Annotated in this window: 17 protein-coding genes; 16 read left to right on the forward strand and 1 reads right to left on the reverse strand. The window is 55.4% G+C overall.

Annotation, left to right across the window (positions count from 1 at the left end; all coding sequences use genetic code 11):
- Positions 1-53 precede the first annotated feature (53 nt).
- Positions 54-1,715, forward strand: coding sequence for a malate dehydrogenase (quinone) (mqo, locus tag HV302_RS08390; protein WP_181627190.1), 1,662 nt, complete (start codon positions 54-56; stop codon positions 1,713-1,715).
- A gap of 47 nt (positions 1,716-1,762) precedes the next feature.
- Here the strand turns inward: mqo and eco are convergent, their stop codons facing one another.
- A complete protein-coding gene (gene eco / locus HV302_RS08395) occupies positions 1,763-2,260 on the reverse strand; it encodes a serine protease inhibitor ecotin (protein ID WP_181627191.1) in 498 nt (165 codons plus the stop codon).
- Between the two features lie 413 nt (positions 2,261-2,673).
- On the opposite strand from eco, the gene napF reads away from it, so the two are divergent.
- From napF to HV302_RS08470, 15 genes are all read left to right on the forward strand, one after another.
- Complete coding sequence (gene napF / locus HV302_RS08400; protein WP_016157008.1) at positions 2,674-3,165, forward strand: ferredoxin-type protein NapF; 492 nt, start codon at positions 2,674-2,676, stop codon at positions 3,163-3,165.
- The gene (gene napD, locus HV302_RS08405) at positions 3,155-3,418 is read left to right on the forward strand and encodes a chaperone NapD (protein WP_016153776.1); all 264 of its coding nucleotides are present in this window, start codon (positions 3,155-3,157) and stop codon (positions 3,416-3,418) included. The genes napF and napD overlap by 11 nt, the downstream gene beginning before the upstream one ends.
- Positions 3,415-5,901, forward strand: coding sequence for a nitrate reductase catalytic subunit NapA (gene napA / locus HV302_RS08410; protein WP_181627192.1), 2,487 nt, complete (start codon positions 3,415-3,417; stop codon positions 5,899-5,901). The genes napD and napA overlap by 4 nt, the downstream gene beginning before the upstream one ends.
- A 6-nt stretch (positions 5,902-5,907) precedes the next feature.
- Positions 5,908-6,603, forward strand: a complete 696-nt coding sequence (napG, locus tag HV302_RS08415; RefSeq protein WP_016153774.1) for a ferredoxin-type protein NapG — start codon at positions 5,908-5,910, stop codon at positions 6,601-6,603.
- Positions 6,590-7,453, forward strand: coding sequence for a quinol dehydrogenase ferredoxin subunit NapH (gene napH / locus HV302_RS08420; RefSeq protein WP_049041119.1), 864 nt, complete (start codon positions 6,590-6,592; stop codon positions 7,451-7,453). Before napG ends, napH begins: the two co-directional genes overlap by 14 nt.
- On the forward strand, positions 7,450-7,899 hold the full coding sequence (gene napB / locus HV302_RS08425; protein ID WP_016153772.1) for a nitrate reductase cytochrome c-type subunit: 450 nt from the start codon (positions 7,450-7,452) through the stop codon (positions 7,897-7,899). Before napH ends, napB begins: the two co-directional genes overlap by 4 nt.
- 9 nt (positions 7,900-7,908) lie before the next feature.
- A complete protein-coding gene (napC, locus tag HV302_RS08430; protein ID WP_003027548.1) occupies positions 7,909-8,511 on the forward strand; it encodes a cytochrome c-type protein NapC in 603 nt (200 codons plus the stop codon).
- Between the two features lie 20 nt (positions 8,512-8,531).
- The gene (gene ccmA / locus HV302_RS08435; protein WP_016153771.1) at positions 8,532-9,152 is read left to right on the forward strand and encodes a cytochrome c biogenesis heme-transporting ATPase CcmA; all 621 of its coding nucleotides are present in this window, start codon (positions 8,532-8,534) and stop codon (positions 9,150-9,152) included.
- Positions 9,149-9,808, forward strand: coding sequence for a heme exporter protein CcmB (ccmB, locus tag HV302_RS08440; RefSeq protein WP_003027542.1), 660 nt, complete (start codon positions 9,149-9,151; stop codon positions 9,806-9,808). Before ccmA ends, ccmB begins: the two co-directional genes overlap by 4 nt.
- 76 nt (positions 9,809-9,884) lie before the next feature.
- Positions 9,885-10,622: a heme ABC transporter permease gene (locus HV302_RS08445; RefSeq protein ID WP_016153769.1), complete on the forward strand. Its 738-nt coding sequence runs from the start codon at positions 9,885-9,887 to the stop codon at positions 10,620-10,622.
- Positions 10,619-10,831, forward strand: coding sequence for a heme exporter protein CcmD (ccmD, locus tag HV302_RS08450; RefSeq protein WP_016157004.1), 213 nt, complete (start codon positions 10,619-10,621; stop codon positions 10,829-10,831). The genes HV302_RS08445 and ccmD overlap by 4 nt, the downstream gene beginning before the upstream one ends.
- Complete coding sequence (gene ccmE / locus HV302_RS08455) at positions 10,828-11,307, forward strand: cytochrome c maturation protein CcmE (protein WP_016153767.1); 480 nt, start codon at positions 10,828-10,830, stop codon at positions 11,305-11,307. The genes ccmD and ccmE overlap by 4 nt, the downstream gene beginning before the upstream one ends.
- Complete coding sequence (locus HV302_RS08460; RefSeq protein ID WP_181627193.1) at positions 11,304-13,259, forward strand: heme lyase CcmF/NrfE family subunit; 1,956 nt, start codon at positions 11,304-11,306, stop codon at positions 13,257-13,259. The genes ccmE and HV302_RS08460 overlap by 4 nt, the downstream gene beginning before the upstream one ends.
- A complete protein-coding gene (dsbE, locus tag HV302_RS08465; protein ID WP_003834613.1) occupies positions 13,256-13,813 on the forward strand; it encodes a thiol:disulfide interchange protein DsbE in 558 nt (185 codons plus the stop codon). Before HV302_RS08460 ends, dsbE begins: the two co-directional genes overlap by 4 nt.
- Complete coding sequence (locus HV302_RS08470; protein WP_181627194.1) at positions 13,810-14,859, forward strand: cytochrome c-type biogenesis protein CcmH; 1,050 nt, start codon at positions 13,810-13,812, stop codon at positions 14,857-14,859. Before dsbE ends, HV302_RS08470 begins: the two co-directional genes overlap by 4 nt.
- Positions 14,860-14,886: the final 27 nt, after the last annotated feature.

Raw genomic sequence — 14,886 nt, forward strand, 5'->3', positions numbered from 1 at the left:
TTTCACCTGCATTAAAAGCAAAAAAGCGATACTAAAAGTAAGGCATTAACATTATGAAAAAAGTGACTGCCATGCTCTTCACCATGGCCGTTGGGCTGAATGTTGTCTCGATGGCGGCAAAAGCGAAAGCGGCGGAAGAGCAGGAAACGGATGTACTGTTGATTGGCGGCGGCATCATGAGCGCCACGCTGGGAACCTATTTACAGGAGCTGGAACCGCAATGGTCAATGACCATGGTTGAGCGACTGGATGGTGTAGCGCAGGAAAGCTCAAACGGCTGGAATAACGCCGGAACAGGCCACTCCGCACTGATGGAGCTGAACTACACGCCTAAAAAGGCCGACGGTAGCATCAGCATTGAAAAGGCAGTCGAAATCAACGAAGCCTTCCAGATCTCCCGCCAGTTTTGGGCCTATCAGGTCAATAATGGCGTAATGCATGAACCACGCTCATTTATCACCACCGTTCCGCACATGAGTTTTGTCTGGGGTGACGAGAACGTGAACTTCCTGCGTGCCCGTTACACCGCACTGCAGCAGAGCACGTTATTCCGTGGCATGCGTTATTCCGAAGATCACGCGCAGATTAAAGAGTGGGCGCCGCTGGTCATGGAAGGCCGCGATCCGAAGCAGAAAGTCGCGGCAACGCGTACCGAGATTGGTACTGACGTAAACTACGGCGAAATCACGCGCCAGCTGATTGCCTCGTTGCAGAAAAAGCCCAACTTTGCGCTGCAGCTGAGTACCGAAGTGCGTGGCTTTAAACGCAATGCCGACAATAGCTGGACCGTCACGGTCGCCGATCTGAAAAATAACGAAGCGGAACACGATATCAAGGCGAAGTTTGTCTTTATCGGTGCCGGTGGCGCTGCGCTGAAGCTGTTGCAGGAAACCGACATTCCGGAAGCGAAAGGTTATGCCGGATTCCCGGTTGGCGGGCAGTTCCTGGTTGCGGATAATCCGGACGTGGTGAATCGCCACCTGGCGAAAGTGTACGGCCAGGCCTCCGTTGGCGCGCCGCCGATGTCCGTGCCGCACATCGATACCCGTATCCTTGATGGCAAACGCGTCGTGCTGTTTGGGCCATTCGCGACATTCTCCACCAAATTCCTGAAAAACGGTTCATTGTGGGATCTGCTCAGCTCGACCACCACCTCGAACTTTATGCCGATGGTCAACGTGGGTCTGGATAACTTCGATCTGGTGAAATATCTGGTAAGCCAGGTGATGCTCAGCGATGACGACCGTTTTGCCGCGCTGCAAGAGTACTATCCGCAGGCGAAAAAAGAAGACTGGCGTTTATGGCAGGCGGGCCAGCGTGTGCAGATCATTAAAAGTGATGCGGAGAAGGGCGGTGTGCTGCGTCTGGGTACCGAAGTCGTCAGCGATAAAGAGGGCACCATTGCCGCGCTGCTGGGCGCTTCTCCGGGTGCATCAACCGCGGCGCCGATTATGCTGCATCTGATGGAAAAAGTGTTTAAAGATAAAGTGGCCAGCCCTGAATGGCAGGCGAAACTGAAAACCATTATTCCGTCTTATGGTACCAAGCTGAACGGTAACGTTGAAGCTACGGAACAAGAGCTGCAATACACCAGTGATGTTCTGGGGCTGAAATATGACAAGCCGCAGGCTGCTGATGAAGCGCCGAAACCTCAGCTGAAACCTCAGGCGCCACCGCAGCCTGAGCAGAAAACTGTAGCGGATATCGCACTGTAAATAAAATGCCGGATAAGGCGGTACGCCGCCCTCCGGCACATTCTTACTTATCGCGCGACTGCGTCCTGAATCTTCTCTTCCGCTTTCCAGATACGGTATTTAACTTCCACGTTCTCCGGCGTATAGACCACAATCGGTAACTTGCTGTTGTAGCGCAGCATGCCGTCATCACCCAGATACGCGGTAATAAATTTCTTCTCTTTCTTACCGTCCGGGCAGGCCATCATGGTTGAAACCGGAGACGTCACTTTGTCGAAGACATAGTAGTCATATCCCCAACCTTCCAGCGTTTTGCTGTCCAGTTCTCCGCCCAGGCGGTGTTGGTTGCAGTCAACTTCCAGCGTTTGTCCGATCAGCAGTTCTACTTTCAGAGTAGATTCATCTTTCTCAGGGGTAAGCTGAATAACCTGGCGCTTCATACCCTTTTCCGCCTTAGGATAAGGGGCGACTTTTTCCAGCGGCTGAGCGCTGGCATCGTTACTGGCAGCCCATGCAGAGGCGCTGGCAAAGGCGGCGAAAAGTACGGCAGGGACAATTGTTTTCATCTTATTGTTCACAGTGTTTCCTTTCTTCTGTCTTATGAACGAGTCTGGGGCAGGTTAACATATTTACATAATCGATTAAGCTGGATTTACTTATATTTTAAGTGTATTTGGTATATGTCTGCTTTCAGACTAGCGATATATTCTAAGAATAATCTTAATTATAAAATCATTCTCTTTTTGAGTGGTTCGTTATATACGGTTTTATATAACTCATTGAATTGTGAGCAAAAGCGCATTTTTTCCCGCCAACTCAACACTCCTTTGATCCGGCAACAGCATTTACCCCGATTGGGGTATGCACCTCTAACACATCCTGAAATATCTTACGACTAAAAATAACTACTCATAAATAGTGCAGTTTTTTATGTCGTTCAACCCGCCAGGGAAGGGCGTCATTATGGAAGGACAATGTCATGGTTGATTTATCCCGTCGAGGCATGTTGACAGGCAGTTGGCGAAATGCCAACTCAGGGATCCGTCCGCCCTGGAGCAAGGAAGACTCTCACTTTCTGGCCCATTGCCTTCGTTGTGACGCCTGCATCCAGGCGTGTGAAACCGACATCCTGCAGCGAGGCCAGGGCGGTTACCCGAGCGTAAATTTCAAACACGGCGAGTGTAGCTTTTGCTATGCCTGCGCAGAGGCCTGTTCTGAATCCCTTTTTCTTCCGCGCCACACCAGGGCATGGGATCTGAATTTTACGATTGGGGAAAACTGTCTCGCACATCAGTCCGTTGAATGTCATCGCTGTCAGGATAGCTGTGAGCCCATGGCCATAACCTTTCGTCCCACGCTGTCCGGCATTTATCAGCCGCAGCTCGACAATCAGGACTGTAACGGATGTGGCGCATGTGTCGCTATCTGCCCGGTATCAGCCATTAACGCGGAGTACAACCATGGACAATAACTGGCAGGTCTGCAGCCTGGTCGTTCAGGCCAAAAGTCAGCATATCAATGATATCGCCACGCAGTTGCGTTCATTCCCAGGTTGCGAAGTTGCACTCAGCGATGTGGAAAGCGGTCAACTGATCGTGGTGGTGGAAGCTGAGCACAGCGAAACGTTAATGAAAACTATTGAGTCAGTGCGCAACGTTGCGGGCGTGCTGGCGGTGTCGCTGGTTTATCACCAGCAGGATGAGCAAGGTGAGGAAACACCATGAAACTCAGTCGTCGTAGCTTTATGAAAGCTAACGCCGTTGCGGCCGCTGCGGCGGCTGCCGGGTTAAGCGTGCCGGGCGTAGCCCGTGCGGTAGTCGGTCAGCAAGAAGCCATCAAATGGGACAAAGCCCCGTGCCGTTTTTGCGGGACGGGCTGTGGCGTATTGGTCGGGACGCAGCAAGGGCGTGTTGTGGCATGCCAGGGCGATCCGGATGCGCCGGTTAACCGTGGGCTTAACTGCATCAAAGGTTACTTCCTGCCGAAAATCATGTACGGAAAAGACCGTTTAACGCAGCCGATGCTGCGCATGAAGGACGGTAAGTATCACAAAGAAGGCGAGTTCACCCCGATTAGCTGGGACCAGGCCTTTGACGTGATGGAAGAGAAATTCAAAACGTCCCTGAAAGAGAAAGGTCCGGAGTCTATCGGTATGTTCGGCTCGGGTCAGTGGACGATTTGGGAAGGTTATGCCGCTGCCAAATTGTTTAAAGCGGGTTTCCGTTCGAATAACATCGACCCGAACGCGCGTCACTGCATGGCGTCAGCGGTAGTCGGCTTTATGCGTACATTCGGTATGGATGAACCGATGGGCTGCTATGACGATATCGAGCATGCAGATGCTTTCGTCCTGTGGGGCGCGAATATGGCGGAGATGCACCCGATCCTGTGGTCGCGCATCACCAACCGTCGTCTTTCCGATCCCAATGTTAATGTCGCGGTGCTCTCCACCTTCCAGCACCGCAGCTTTGAGCTGGCGGATAACGGCATGGTCTTCACGCCGCAAACCGATCTGGTGATCCTCAACTACATCGCTAACTACATCATTCAAAACAATGCGATCAACCAGGATTTCTTTAGCAAGCACGTTAATCTGCGTAAAGGCGTGACGGACATTGGCTACGGTCTGCGTCCAACCCATCCGCTGGAAAAAGCGGCGAAAAACCCGGGCTCCGATGCCTCTGAGCCGATGAGCTTTGAGGACTACAAAGCCTTTGTTGCCGAGTACACGCTGGATAAAACCGCCGAAATGACCGGCGTACCGAAAGATCAGCTGGAACAGCTGGCGCAGCTGTATGCCGATCCGAAGAAAAAAGTCATCTCCTACTGGACGATGGGCTTCAACCAGCATACCCGCGGCGTGTGGGCCAACAACCTGGTCTATAACCTGCACCTGTTGACCGGTAAAATCTCCCAGCCAGGCTGCGGTCCGTTCTCTTTGACCGGTCAGCCTTCCGCCTGCGGTACCGCGCGTGAAGTCGGTACGTTCTCCCACCGTCTGCCTGCGGACATGGTGGTTACGAACGAAAAACACCGCGATATCTGCGAGAAGCACTGGAATATTCCGGCGGGGACTATTCCGGCAAAAATCGGTCTGCATGCCGTGGCGCAAGACCGTGCGCTGAAAGATGGCAAGCTCAATGTCTACTGGGCGATGTGTACCAACAACATGCAGGCCGGTCCGAACATCAACGAAGAGCGTATGCCGGGCTGGCGCGATCCGCGCAACTTCATCATCGTCTCCGATCCGTACCCGACGGTCAGCGCTCTGTCGGCCGACCTGATCTTGCCGACCGCGATGTGGGTAGAGAAAGAAGGTGCTTACGGTAACGCGGAACGCCGTACACAGTTCTGGCGTCAGCAGATTAAAGCGCCGGGTGAATCGAAATCGGATCTGTGGCAACTGGTGCAGTTCTCTCGTCGCTTCAAAACAGAAGAAGTGTGGCCGGAAGCGCTGTTGACACAGAAACCGGAACTGCGCGGCAAAACGCTGTATGACGTACTGTTTGCCACGCCTGCAGTGACGAAATTCCCGGTGGCTGAACTGGCTGAAGATCAGCTGAACGATGAATCCCGCGAGCTGGGCTTCTATCTGCAAAAAGGACTGTTCGAAGAGTACGCCTGGTTTGGTCGCGGTCACGGGCATGACCTTGCGCCATTTGACGATTACCACAAAGCGCGCGGTTTACGCTGGCCGGTCGTTGAGGGCAAAGAGACCCAGTGGCGCTACAGCGAAGGCAACGACCCTTACGTGAAAGCGGGTGAAAGCTACAAGTTCTACGGTAAGCCGGACGGCAAAGCGGTCATCTTCGCGCTGCCATTTGAACCTGCCGCAGAAGCGCCGGATAAAGAGTACGACCTGTGGCTGTCTACCGGACGTGTGCTGGAGCACTGGCATACCGGCAGTATGACGCGTCGCGTACCTGAGCTGCACCGTGCTTTCCCGGAAGCTGTGCTGTTTATCCATCCGCTGGATGCAAAAGCACGCGATCTGCGCCGTGGCGACAAAGTCAAAGTGGTTTCCCGTCGTGGTGAAGTTATCTCGATAGTTGAAACGCGCGGGCGTAACCGTCCACCGCAGGGGCTGGTCTACATGCCGTTCTTCGACGCCGCACAGCTGGTGAACAACCTGACGCTGGATGCGACGGATCCGCTCTCCAAAGAGACGGATTTCAAGAAGTGCGCTGTGAAACTGGCGAAGGTGTAACGCGTTATGTCCCGGTCAGCAAAACCCCAAAATGGCCGCCGCCGCTTTCTGCGCGATATGGTTCGCGCAGCGGGCGGACTGGCCGTCGTTGGCGTGGCGCTGGGGTTGCAACAGCAAACCGCACGTGCAACCGGCGTGCGGCTACGCCCGCCAGGCGCGCTGAGCGAGGAGGCATTCGCCAGTGCCTGCGTGCGCTGTGGTCAGTGCGTTCAGGCCTGCCCGTATGACACGCTGAAGCTGGCGACGCTGGCCTCAGGGCTGGCTGCCGGTACGCCGTATTTTGTCGCGCGTGATATTCCCTGCGAAATGTGTGAAGACATTCCGTGCGCCAAAGTTTGCCCCAGCGGTGCGTTGGACAGGGACATTGAATCTATTGACGATTCACGCATGGGGCTGGCGGTACTGCTGGATCACGAAAACTGCCTCAACTATCAGGGATTACGCTGCGACGTTTGCTATCGCGAATGCCCGAAAATCGATGAGGCTATCACCCTGGAGCTGGACCGCAACATGCGTACCGGCAAGCATGCGCGGTTTATTCCGACCGTACACAGCGATGCCTGCACCGGCTGCGGGAAATGCGAAAAAGTCTGCGTCCTGGAGCAGCCAGCAATAAAAGTGCTGCCCCTGTCGCTGGCGAAAGGGGAGTTAGGACACCATTACCGCTTCGGTTGGCTGGAGGGGAACAATGGCAAATCGTAAACGTGACGCCGGGCGTGAAGCGCAGGTAAAAAAAGGATGGTGGAAGAGTCATCGCTGGCTGGTGCTGCGTCGTCTGAGCCAGTTTCTGATACTGGCGATGTTCCTTAGCGGCCCGTGGCTTGGCGTCTGGATCCTGCATGGCAATTACAGTAGCAGCCTGTTGCTGGACTCCATCCCGTTCACCGATCCGCTGATTACCCTGCAAAGCCTGGCCAGCGGACACCTGCCGGCGACGGTTGCGTTAACGGGGGCGGTCATCATCACGGTGCTGTATGCCCTGGCGGGTAAGCGACTGTTTTGCAGTTGGGTTTGTCCCATGAACCCTGTCACCGATTTAGCCAGTTGGTTGCGCAGAAGGTTTGACCTGAATCAGTCTGCAACCCTGCCGCGACATATACGGTACGTCCTGCTGGTGGTTATCCTGGTCGGTTCCGCCGTGACCGGTACGCTGCTGTGGGAGTGGATAAATCCAGTCTCTCTGCTCGGACGGAGCCTGGTCATGGGATTTGGCAGCGGGGCGCTGCTGATCCTCGCGCTGTTTTTATTTGATCTACTGGTCGTTGAGCATGGCTGGTGCGGGCATCTTTGCCCACTGGGTGCGCTGTATAGCGTGGTGGGGAGTAAAGGTGCATTAACCGTTTCGGCAAAAGAACGTAACAGATGTAACCGCTGTATGGATTGTTTTCATGTTTGCCCGGAACCGCATGTGCTACGTGCGCCGGTGCTGGATGAGCAAAGTCCGGTGCAGGTAACCAGCCGCGATTGCATGGCCTGCGGTCGCTGTGTGGATGTCTGTTCTGAGGATGTTTTTACAATAACAACACGATGGAGTTCGGGAGCGAAATCATGAAAAGCCATGACCTGATTAAAGCGCTGAGTCAATGGACGGCTGCGCTGGCCCTGGTAGTCAGTGGGGCCGTTTGGGCTGCAAACGGAGTGGATCTGAGTCAGTCACCGGAAGTCTCAGGGACACAAGAAGGGGCGATTCGCATGCCGAAAGAGCAAGTGCGTATGCCGCTGAACTATGTGAATCAGCCGCCGATGGTTCCGCACAGCGTTGAAGGGTATCAGGTGACGACTAACACTAACCGCTGCCTGCAATGTCACGGTGTGGAAAGCTATCGCACCACCGGTGCGCCGCGCATCAGTCCGACGCACTTTATGGACAGCGACGGCAAGGTATTGGCTGAAGTCGCGCCGCGTCGTTATTTCTGCCTGCAATGTCACGTTCCGCAGGCTGACGCCGCGCCGATTGTTGAAAATACCTTCACCCCCTCGAAAGGTTACGGGAAATAAGAGGTCATTATGGAAAATTCTAACCGTAAACCAGGCTGGATTAAGCGCGTCTGGCAATGGTGGCGTCGCCCCAGCCGTCTGGCGCTCGGCACGCTGTTGTTAATCGGCTTTGTGGGCGGCATTATTTTCTGGGGCGGCTTTAATACCGGTATGGAAAAGGCCAATACAGAAGAGTTCTGCATTAGCTGTCACGAAATGCGCAATACGGTGTACCAGGAATACATGGAAACCGTACACTACAACAACCGTAGTGGTGTGCGAGCGACTTGCCCTGATTGTCACGTCCCACATGAGTGGGGTCCGAAAATGATTCGTAAGATCAAGGCCAGTAAAGAGCTGTACGCGAAAGCACTGGGGTTGATAGATACACCGCAGAAATTTGAAGACCATCGTTTAACGATGGCGCAAAATGAGTGGCGGCGTATGAAAGATAACAATTCGCAAGAGTGTCGAAACTGTCACAACTTCGAGTTTATGGATTTAACCGCCCAGAAAGGCGTTGCGGCCAAAATGCACGACCAGGCCGTGAAAGACGGGCAAACCTGTATTGACTGTCATAAAGGGATAGCGCACAAACTGCCTGATATGCGCGAAGTCAAACCGGGATTTTAACAGGATGTAGATAACCAGGTATGCTTGAAGCCAGAGAATTACTTTGCGAGCGGGATGACAGAATACTGTTCAGCGATTTGTCATTTCGCGTCAACGCAGGGGAATGGGTACAAATTACCGGCAGCAACGGCGCAGGGAAAACCACTTTGCTGCGGTTACTTACCGGGCTGGCGCGTCCCGACGCAGGGGAGGTTTGCTGGCAAGAGCAACCGCTGCATCACGTGCGGGACAGCTACCATCAACAACTGCTGTGGATCGGACATCAGCCGGGGATAAAAACCCGGCTTTCGGCGTTGGAAAACCTGCGTTTCTTCCATCATGACGGCGACGTCGCACAGTGTCTGGCTGCGCTGGCGCAGGCGGGGCTTGCCGGATATGAAGACATCCCGGTGAATCAACTCTCCGCCGGACAACAGCGGCGCGTGGCGCTGGCCCGTTTGTGGCTGACCCGCGCCCGGCTGTGGATCCTCGACGAACCCTTTACCGCCATTGATGTGAACGGCGTTGAGCGACTGACTCAGCGTATGGCGCAGCATACGGAGCAGGGCGGTATTGTTATTCTCACCACCCACCAACCGCTCAATGTCGAGACCGATAAAGTGCGACGTATTGCGCTGACCAGCGAGAGGGCAACGCAATGATGTGGCGAATCTTCCGTTTAGAACTACGAGTTGCGTTTCGTCATAGTGCGGAAATCGCCAATCCTTTATGGTTCTTCCTGATTGTTATTACGCTGTTCCCGCTGAGCATTGGGCCGGAGCCGCAACTGCTGGCGCGTATTGCGCCGGGCATCATCTGGGTTGCGGCGCTGCTGGCGTCGTTGCTGGCGCTGGAGCGCCTGTTTCGTGATGATCTGCAGGACGGCAGCCTTGAGCAACTGATGCTGCTGCCGTTGCCGCTGCCGGCAGTGGTGCTGGCGAAAGTGATGGCGCACTGGGTCGTGACCGGCCTGCCGCTGCTGATCCTCTCGCCGCTGGTGGCGTTGCTGCTGGGCATGGACATGTACGGCTGGAAAATTATGGCGCTGACCTTGTTACTCGGGACGCCGACGCTGGGCTTCCTCGGCGCGCCGGGCGTGGGGTTGACGGTGGGCTTAAAGCGCGGCGGCGTGCTGTTAAGCGTGCTGGTACTTCCGCTCACCATACCCTTACTGATTTTTGCGACCGCGGCGATGGATGCGGCTTCCATGCACTTACCGGTTGAAGGGTACATGGCGATTCTGGGCGCGTTGCTGGTCGGCAGCGCCACGCTAAGCCCGTTTGCCACAGCTGCGGCGTTACGGATCAGCGTGCAGTAGCGCAGTTGAGATATGCAGGCCGGGCAAGGCGCCCCGGCACAACGGATATTAATTTACGGAGTCTGGTGACTGAACTATGTGGAAAACACTTCATCAATTGGCGATGCCTCCTCGGCTCTATCAGATCTGCGGCTGGTTTATCCCGTGGCTGGCGATTGCCAGCGCGGTGGTACTGATAACCGGGTTGATCTGGGGCTTTGGCTTCGCGCCTGCGGATTATCAGCAGGGGCAGAGCTATCGCATTATTTATCTGCACGTTCCGGCGGCAATCTGGTCGATGGGTATTTATGCATCGATGGCCGTTGCCGCGTTTATTGGCCTGGTCTGGCAGATGAAAATGGCCAATCTGGCGCTGGCCGCGATGGCGCCCATTGGTGCCGTGTTTACCTTTATTGCGCTGGTGACGGGCTCTGCATGGGGCAAACCGATGTGGGGTACCTGGTGGGTCTGGGATGCCCGACTCACCTCTGAACTGGTGCTGCTGTTTCTCTACGTTGGCGCCATTGCGCTGTGGCATGCCTTTGACGACCGCCGTCTGGCTGGTCGCGCTGCCGGCATTCTGGTGCTGATTGGCGTGGTCAACTTACCGATTATTCACTACTCGGTCGAGTGGTGGAATACGCTGCATCAGGGGTCGACCCGTATGCAGCAGAGTATCGATCCGGCAATGCGCGCGCCGCTGCGTCTGGCGATCGTCGGCTACCTGTTACTGTTTGTCACGCTGGCGCTGATGCGCATGCGTAACCTGATTTTGATGATGGAAAAACGCCGCCCGTGGGTGAGCGAACTGATCTTAAAAAGAGGCCGCCAATGACCCCTGCATTTGCATCATGGAGTGATTTTTTCGCGATGGGCGGTTACGCCTTGTATGTCTGGCTGGCTGTGGCGATGAGCGTTATCCCGCTGGTGGCGCTGGTGCTGCATTCTGCGTTACAGCATCGTGCCATCTTACGCGGTGTCGCGCAGCAGCGGGCGAGAGAAGCGCGCATGCGCGCGGCGCAAGTGCAACGGGAGGCGGCGTGAATATTCGACGTAAAAATCGGTTATGGATAGCCTGCGCGGTCCTGGCAGGTCTGGCTTTGACCATTTCGCTGGTGCTCTACGCGCTGCGTTCCAATATCGATCTGTTCTATACGCCGGGAGAGATACTCTACGGTAAGCGCGAAACGCAGCAAATGCCTGAAGTCGGCCAGCGCCTGCGCGTGGGCGGTATGGTAATGCCTGGCAGCGTAAAGCGCGATCCGCAGTCGTTGAAGGTGAATTTCAGCATCTATGACGCCGAAGGTGTGGTGGATGTCACCTATGAAGGCATTCTGCCGGATCTGTTCCGCGAAGGGCAGGGCGTCGTCGTTCAGGGCGAACTGGACGGGGGAAATCATGTGCAGGCCAAAGAAGTGCTTGCTAAACATGATGAAAATTACACCCCGCCGGAAGTCGAAAAAGCGATGCAGGAAAACCACCGTCGCCCGGAAAGTGTTTATAAGGATAAAACGTCATGATGCCTGAAATTGGCAATGCGCTGTTGTGCCTTGCGCTTGGCGTTGCATTACTGCTGTCGGTCTATCCGCTTTGGGGCGTAGCGCGTGGCGACGTGCGGATGATGGCCTCCGCGCGTCCCTTTGCCTGGGTACTGTTTATCTGTGTGATGGGGGCGTTCCTGATTCTGGTCAACGCCTTCGTGGTTAATGACTTTACCGTGACCTACGTCGCCAGCAACTCCAATACCCAGCTTCCGGTCTGGTATCGGGTGGCGGCGACGTGGGGGGCGCATGAAGGCTCGCTGCTGCTGTGGGTGCTGCTGATGAGCGGCTGGACGTTCGCCGTTGCAGCGTTCAGCCAGCGCATGCCGCTGGATATCGTCGCCCGCGTGCTTGCGGTCATGGGAATGGTCAGCGTCGGTTTCCTGCTGTTTATTCTGTTTACCTCCAACCCGTTTGCCCGCACGTTGCCGAACTTCCCGATTGAAGGACGTGACCTGAACCCGCTGTTGCAGGATCCGGGGCTGATTTTCCATCCGCCGCTGCTGTACATGGGGTATGTCGGCTTCTCGGTCGCCTTTGCGTTTGCGATTGCTGCGCTGATGAGCGGACGACTGGACAGCACATTCGCCCGTTTTTCGCGTCCGTGGACGCTGGCGGCGTGGGTGTTTCTGACGCTGGGCATTGTGCTCGGTTCGGCCTGGGCCTATTACGAGCTGGGCTGGGGCGGCTGGTGGTTCTGGGATCCGGTTGAAAACGCCTCGTTTATGCCATGGCTGGTGGGAACGGCGCTGATGCACTCGTTGTCGGTAACCGAACAGCGCGCCAGCTTTAAAGCCTGGACGCTGCTGCTGTCAATCTGCGCATTCTCACTTTGTCTGTTAGGTACTTTCCTGGTGCGCTCCGGCGTACTGGTGTCGGTGCATGCTTTCGCCTCCGATCCGTCGCGCGGAATGTTTATTCTGGCCTTTATGGTGCTGGTAATTGGCGGCTCCCTGCTGCTGTTTGCGGTGCGCGGTCACAAGGTTCGCTCACGGGTGAACAACGCGCTGTGGTCGCGTGAATCACTGCTGCTGGGGAATAACGTCCTGCTGATTGCCGCCATGCTGGTGGTGCTACTGGGCACACTGCTGCCGCTGGTGCACAAACAGCTGGGGCTGGGCAGCATTTCGATTGGCGAGCCGTTTTTCAACACTATGTTCACCTGGCTGATGGCGCCGTTCGCACTGTTGTTGGGGATTGGGCCATTAGTGCGCTGGGGCCGTGACCGACCGCGTAAACTGAAAACGTTATTGCTTATCGCGTTTGTCACCACCCTTGTTCTGTCGCTGCTGCTGCCGTGGCTGCTAGAGGATCGCATTGGCGCCATGACAGTGGTGGGGCTGGCGATGGCGTGCTGGATATTCGTACTGGCGATGTCCGAAGCGTTCCTGCGTATTTCCCGTGGGACAAAGCTGACGCCAAGCTACTGGGGCATGGTATCGGGTCACGTCGGGCTGGCGATTACCATTGTTGGTATTGCCTTTAGCCAGAACTACAGCGTTGAACGCGATGTGCGCATGAAAGCGGGTGATAGCGTTAGTATCCATAACTATCAGTTCACTTTCCGCGAAGTGAAAGATATTACCGGGCCAAACTACCGGGGCGGCGTTGCCATTATTGGGGTTACCCGAGATGGTAAGCCAGAAGCCACGCTGCATGCGGAAAAACGCTTCTATAACAGCACCAGTTCGATGATGACCGAAGCGGCAATTGACGGAGGATTCACGCGCGATCTGTACGCTGCGCTGGGTGAAGAACTGGATAATGGCGCATGGGCTGTACGCCTGTACTACAAACCGTTTATTCGCTGGATTTGGGCCGGAGGATTGCTGATGGCGCTGGGCGGGTTGTTCTGCCTGTTTGATCCACGCTATCGCCAGCGGACGCGTCCTCGCGCCGCGGTGCAAAAAAATGCGTCGGAGGCTGTATGAAGCGCAACGCACTGTTAATTCCGTTTATTATTTTTCTCATCATTGCGGCGGCGCTGTTGTGGCAGCTCGCGCGTAACGCTCAGGGGGACGATCCCACTAATCTGGAATCGGCGCTGATCGGCAAACCTGTTCCGACATTCCGCCTGGAGTCACTGGAAAATCCGGGTCAGCACTATCAGGCCGATGTGCTGACGCAGGGCAAACCGGTATTGCTGAACGTCTGGGCGACCTGGTGCCCGACCTGTCGCGCCGAGCATCAGTATCTGAATCAGCTGTCTGCGCAAGGCGTGCGGGTAGTGGGTCTGAACTATAAAGATGATCGTCAGAAAGCCATTGTCTGGCTCAAAGAGCTGGGTAATCCTTACTCATTAAGTCTGTTTGACGGCGACGGTATGCTCGGTCTGGATCTTGGCGTGTACGGTGCTCCGGAGACGTTCCTGATCGACGGCAAAGGCATTATTCGCTATCGCCATGCCGGCGATCTGAACGCCCGGGTGTGGGAGAGCGAGATCAAACCGTTATGGGACAAGTACAGTAAGGAGGCTGCGCAATGAGATTTTTACTGGGCCTGCTAATGCTGGTTATCTCGGGATCCGCGCTTGCGACTATCGACGTGATGCAGTTTAAGGACGAAGCGCAGGAGCAGCAGTTTCGCCAGCTTACTGAACAACTGCGTTGTCCTAAATGCCAGAACAACAGCATTGCCGATTCTAACTCGATGATTGCCACCGACCTGCGTCAGAAAGTGTACGAACTAATGCAGGAAGGAAAAAGCCAGAAAGAAATTGTCGATTACATGGTGGCGCGCTACGGCAACTTCGTCACGTACGATCCGCCGTTAACGCCGCTTACCGTGCTGCTGTGGGTGATGCCGGTGGTAGCGATTGGTCTGGGGGGCTGGATTATTTTCGCCCGTACTCGCCGACGCGTTCGGGTGAAACAGGAAGCGTTTCCTGACGATGTTATTCCGAATGGCAAGCGCGGTGGATTCGGGTTGTTTGTGCCAGGTATCGTGGTGGCGCTGGTGGTTGGCGCAGTAAGCTATTACCAAACCGGCAGCTATAAGCAGGTTCAGGTTTGGCAGCAGGCCACCGCTCAGGCTCCGGCGCTGCTGGAGCGAGCGTTGGATCCGAAAGCGGAACCGCTCAATGAAAAAGATATGGCGCGTCTGGCGCTGGGGCTGCGTACGCGTTTACAAGCCGATCCCGCAAATGTTGAAGGCTGGATCATGCTTGGACGCATTGGCATGGTTCTCGGTAACGCCAGTACGGCCACTGAAGCCTATGCCAATGCCTATCGACTGGATCCTAAAAACAGCGATGCGGCGCTGGGCTATGCGGAAGCGCTGACCCGTTCTTCCGATCCTGATGATAACCGTCGGGGAGGGGAGCTGTTACGCCAACTGGTGCGTGGCGAACATGCCAACGTGCGGGTTCTCAGCATGTACGCTTTCAACGCCTTTGAACAGCAGCGCTTCGGCGAGGCGGTTGCGGCGTGGGAGATGATGCTGAAACTATTACCTGCCAACGATACCCGTCGGGCGGTAATAGAACGGAGCATTAAGCAGGCGATGGAGCAGCTAACGCCACAGGAGAAATAAGTATCCAGAATAGCCCCGATAGCGCTT

It is taken from the genome of Citrobacter sp. RHBSTW-00859 (genome assembly GCF_013729795.1).
GTDB classification, from domain to species: domain Bacteria; phylum Pseudomonadota; class Gammaproteobacteria; order Enterobacterales; family Enterobacteriaceae; genus Citrobacter; species Citrobacter braakii.

Excerpts from the sequence above, each read along its gene's own strand:
- mqo (WP_181627190.1), top strand. The coding sequence starts at position 54 with ATGAAAAAAGTGACTGCCATGCTCTTCACCATGGCCGTTGGGCTGAAT.
- eco (WP_181627191.1), bottom strand. The coding sequence starts at position 2,260 with ATGAAAACAATTGTCCCTGCCGTACTTTTCGCCGCCTTTGCCAGCGCC.
- napF (WP_016157008.1), top strand. The coding sequence starts at position 2,674 with ATGGTTGATTTATCCCGTCGAGGCATGTTGACAGGCAGTTGGCGAAAT.
- napD (WP_016153776.1), top strand. The coding sequence starts at position 3,155 with ATGGACAATAACTGGCAGGTCTGCAGCCTGGTCGTTCAGGCCAAAAGT.
- napA (WP_181627192.1), top strand. The coding sequence starts at position 3,415 with ATGAAACTCAGTCGTCGTAGCTTTATGAAAGCTAACGCCGTTGCGGCC.
- napG (WP_016153774.1), top strand. The coding sequence starts at position 5,908 with ATGTCCCGGTCAGCAAAACCCCAAAATGGCCGCCGCCGCTTTCTGCGC.
- napH (WP_049041119.1), top strand. The coding sequence starts at position 6,590 with ATGGCAAATCGTAAACGTGACGCCGGGCGTGAAGCGCAGGTAAAAAAA.
- napB (WP_016153772.1), top strand. The coding sequence starts at position 7,450 with ATGAAAAGCCATGACCTGATTAAAGCGCTGAGTCAATGGACGGCTGCG.
- napC (WP_003027548.1), top strand. The coding sequence starts at position 7,909 with ATGGAAAATTCTAACCGTAAACCAGGCTGGATTAAGCGCGTCTGGCAA.
- ccmA (WP_016153771.1), top strand. The coding sequence starts at position 8,532 with ATGCTTGAAGCCAGAGAATTACTTTGCGAGCGGGATGACAGAATACTG.
- ccmB (WP_003027542.1), top strand. The coding sequence starts at position 9,149 with ATGATGTGGCGAATCTTCCGTTTAGAACTACGAGTTGCGTTTCGTCAT.
- HV302_RS08445 (WP_016153769.1), top strand. The coding sequence starts at position 9,885 with ATGTGGAAAACACTTCATCAATTGGCGATGCCTCCTCGGCTCTATCAG.
- ccmD (WP_016157004.1), top strand. The coding sequence starts at position 10,619 with ATGACCCCTGCATTTGCATCATGGAGTGATTTTTTCGCGATGGGCGGT.
- HV302_RS08460 (WP_181627193.1), top strand. The coding sequence starts at position 11,304 with ATGATGCCTGAAATTGGCAATGCGCTGTTGTGCCTTGCGCTTGGCGTT.
- dsbE (WP_003834613.1), top strand. The coding sequence starts at position 13,256 with ATGAAGCGCAACGCACTGTTAATTCCGTTTATTATTTTTCTCATCATT.
- HV302_RS08470 (WP_181627194.1), top strand. The coding sequence starts at position 13,810 with ATGAGATTTTTACTGGGCCTGCTAATGCTGGTTATCTCGGGATCCGCG.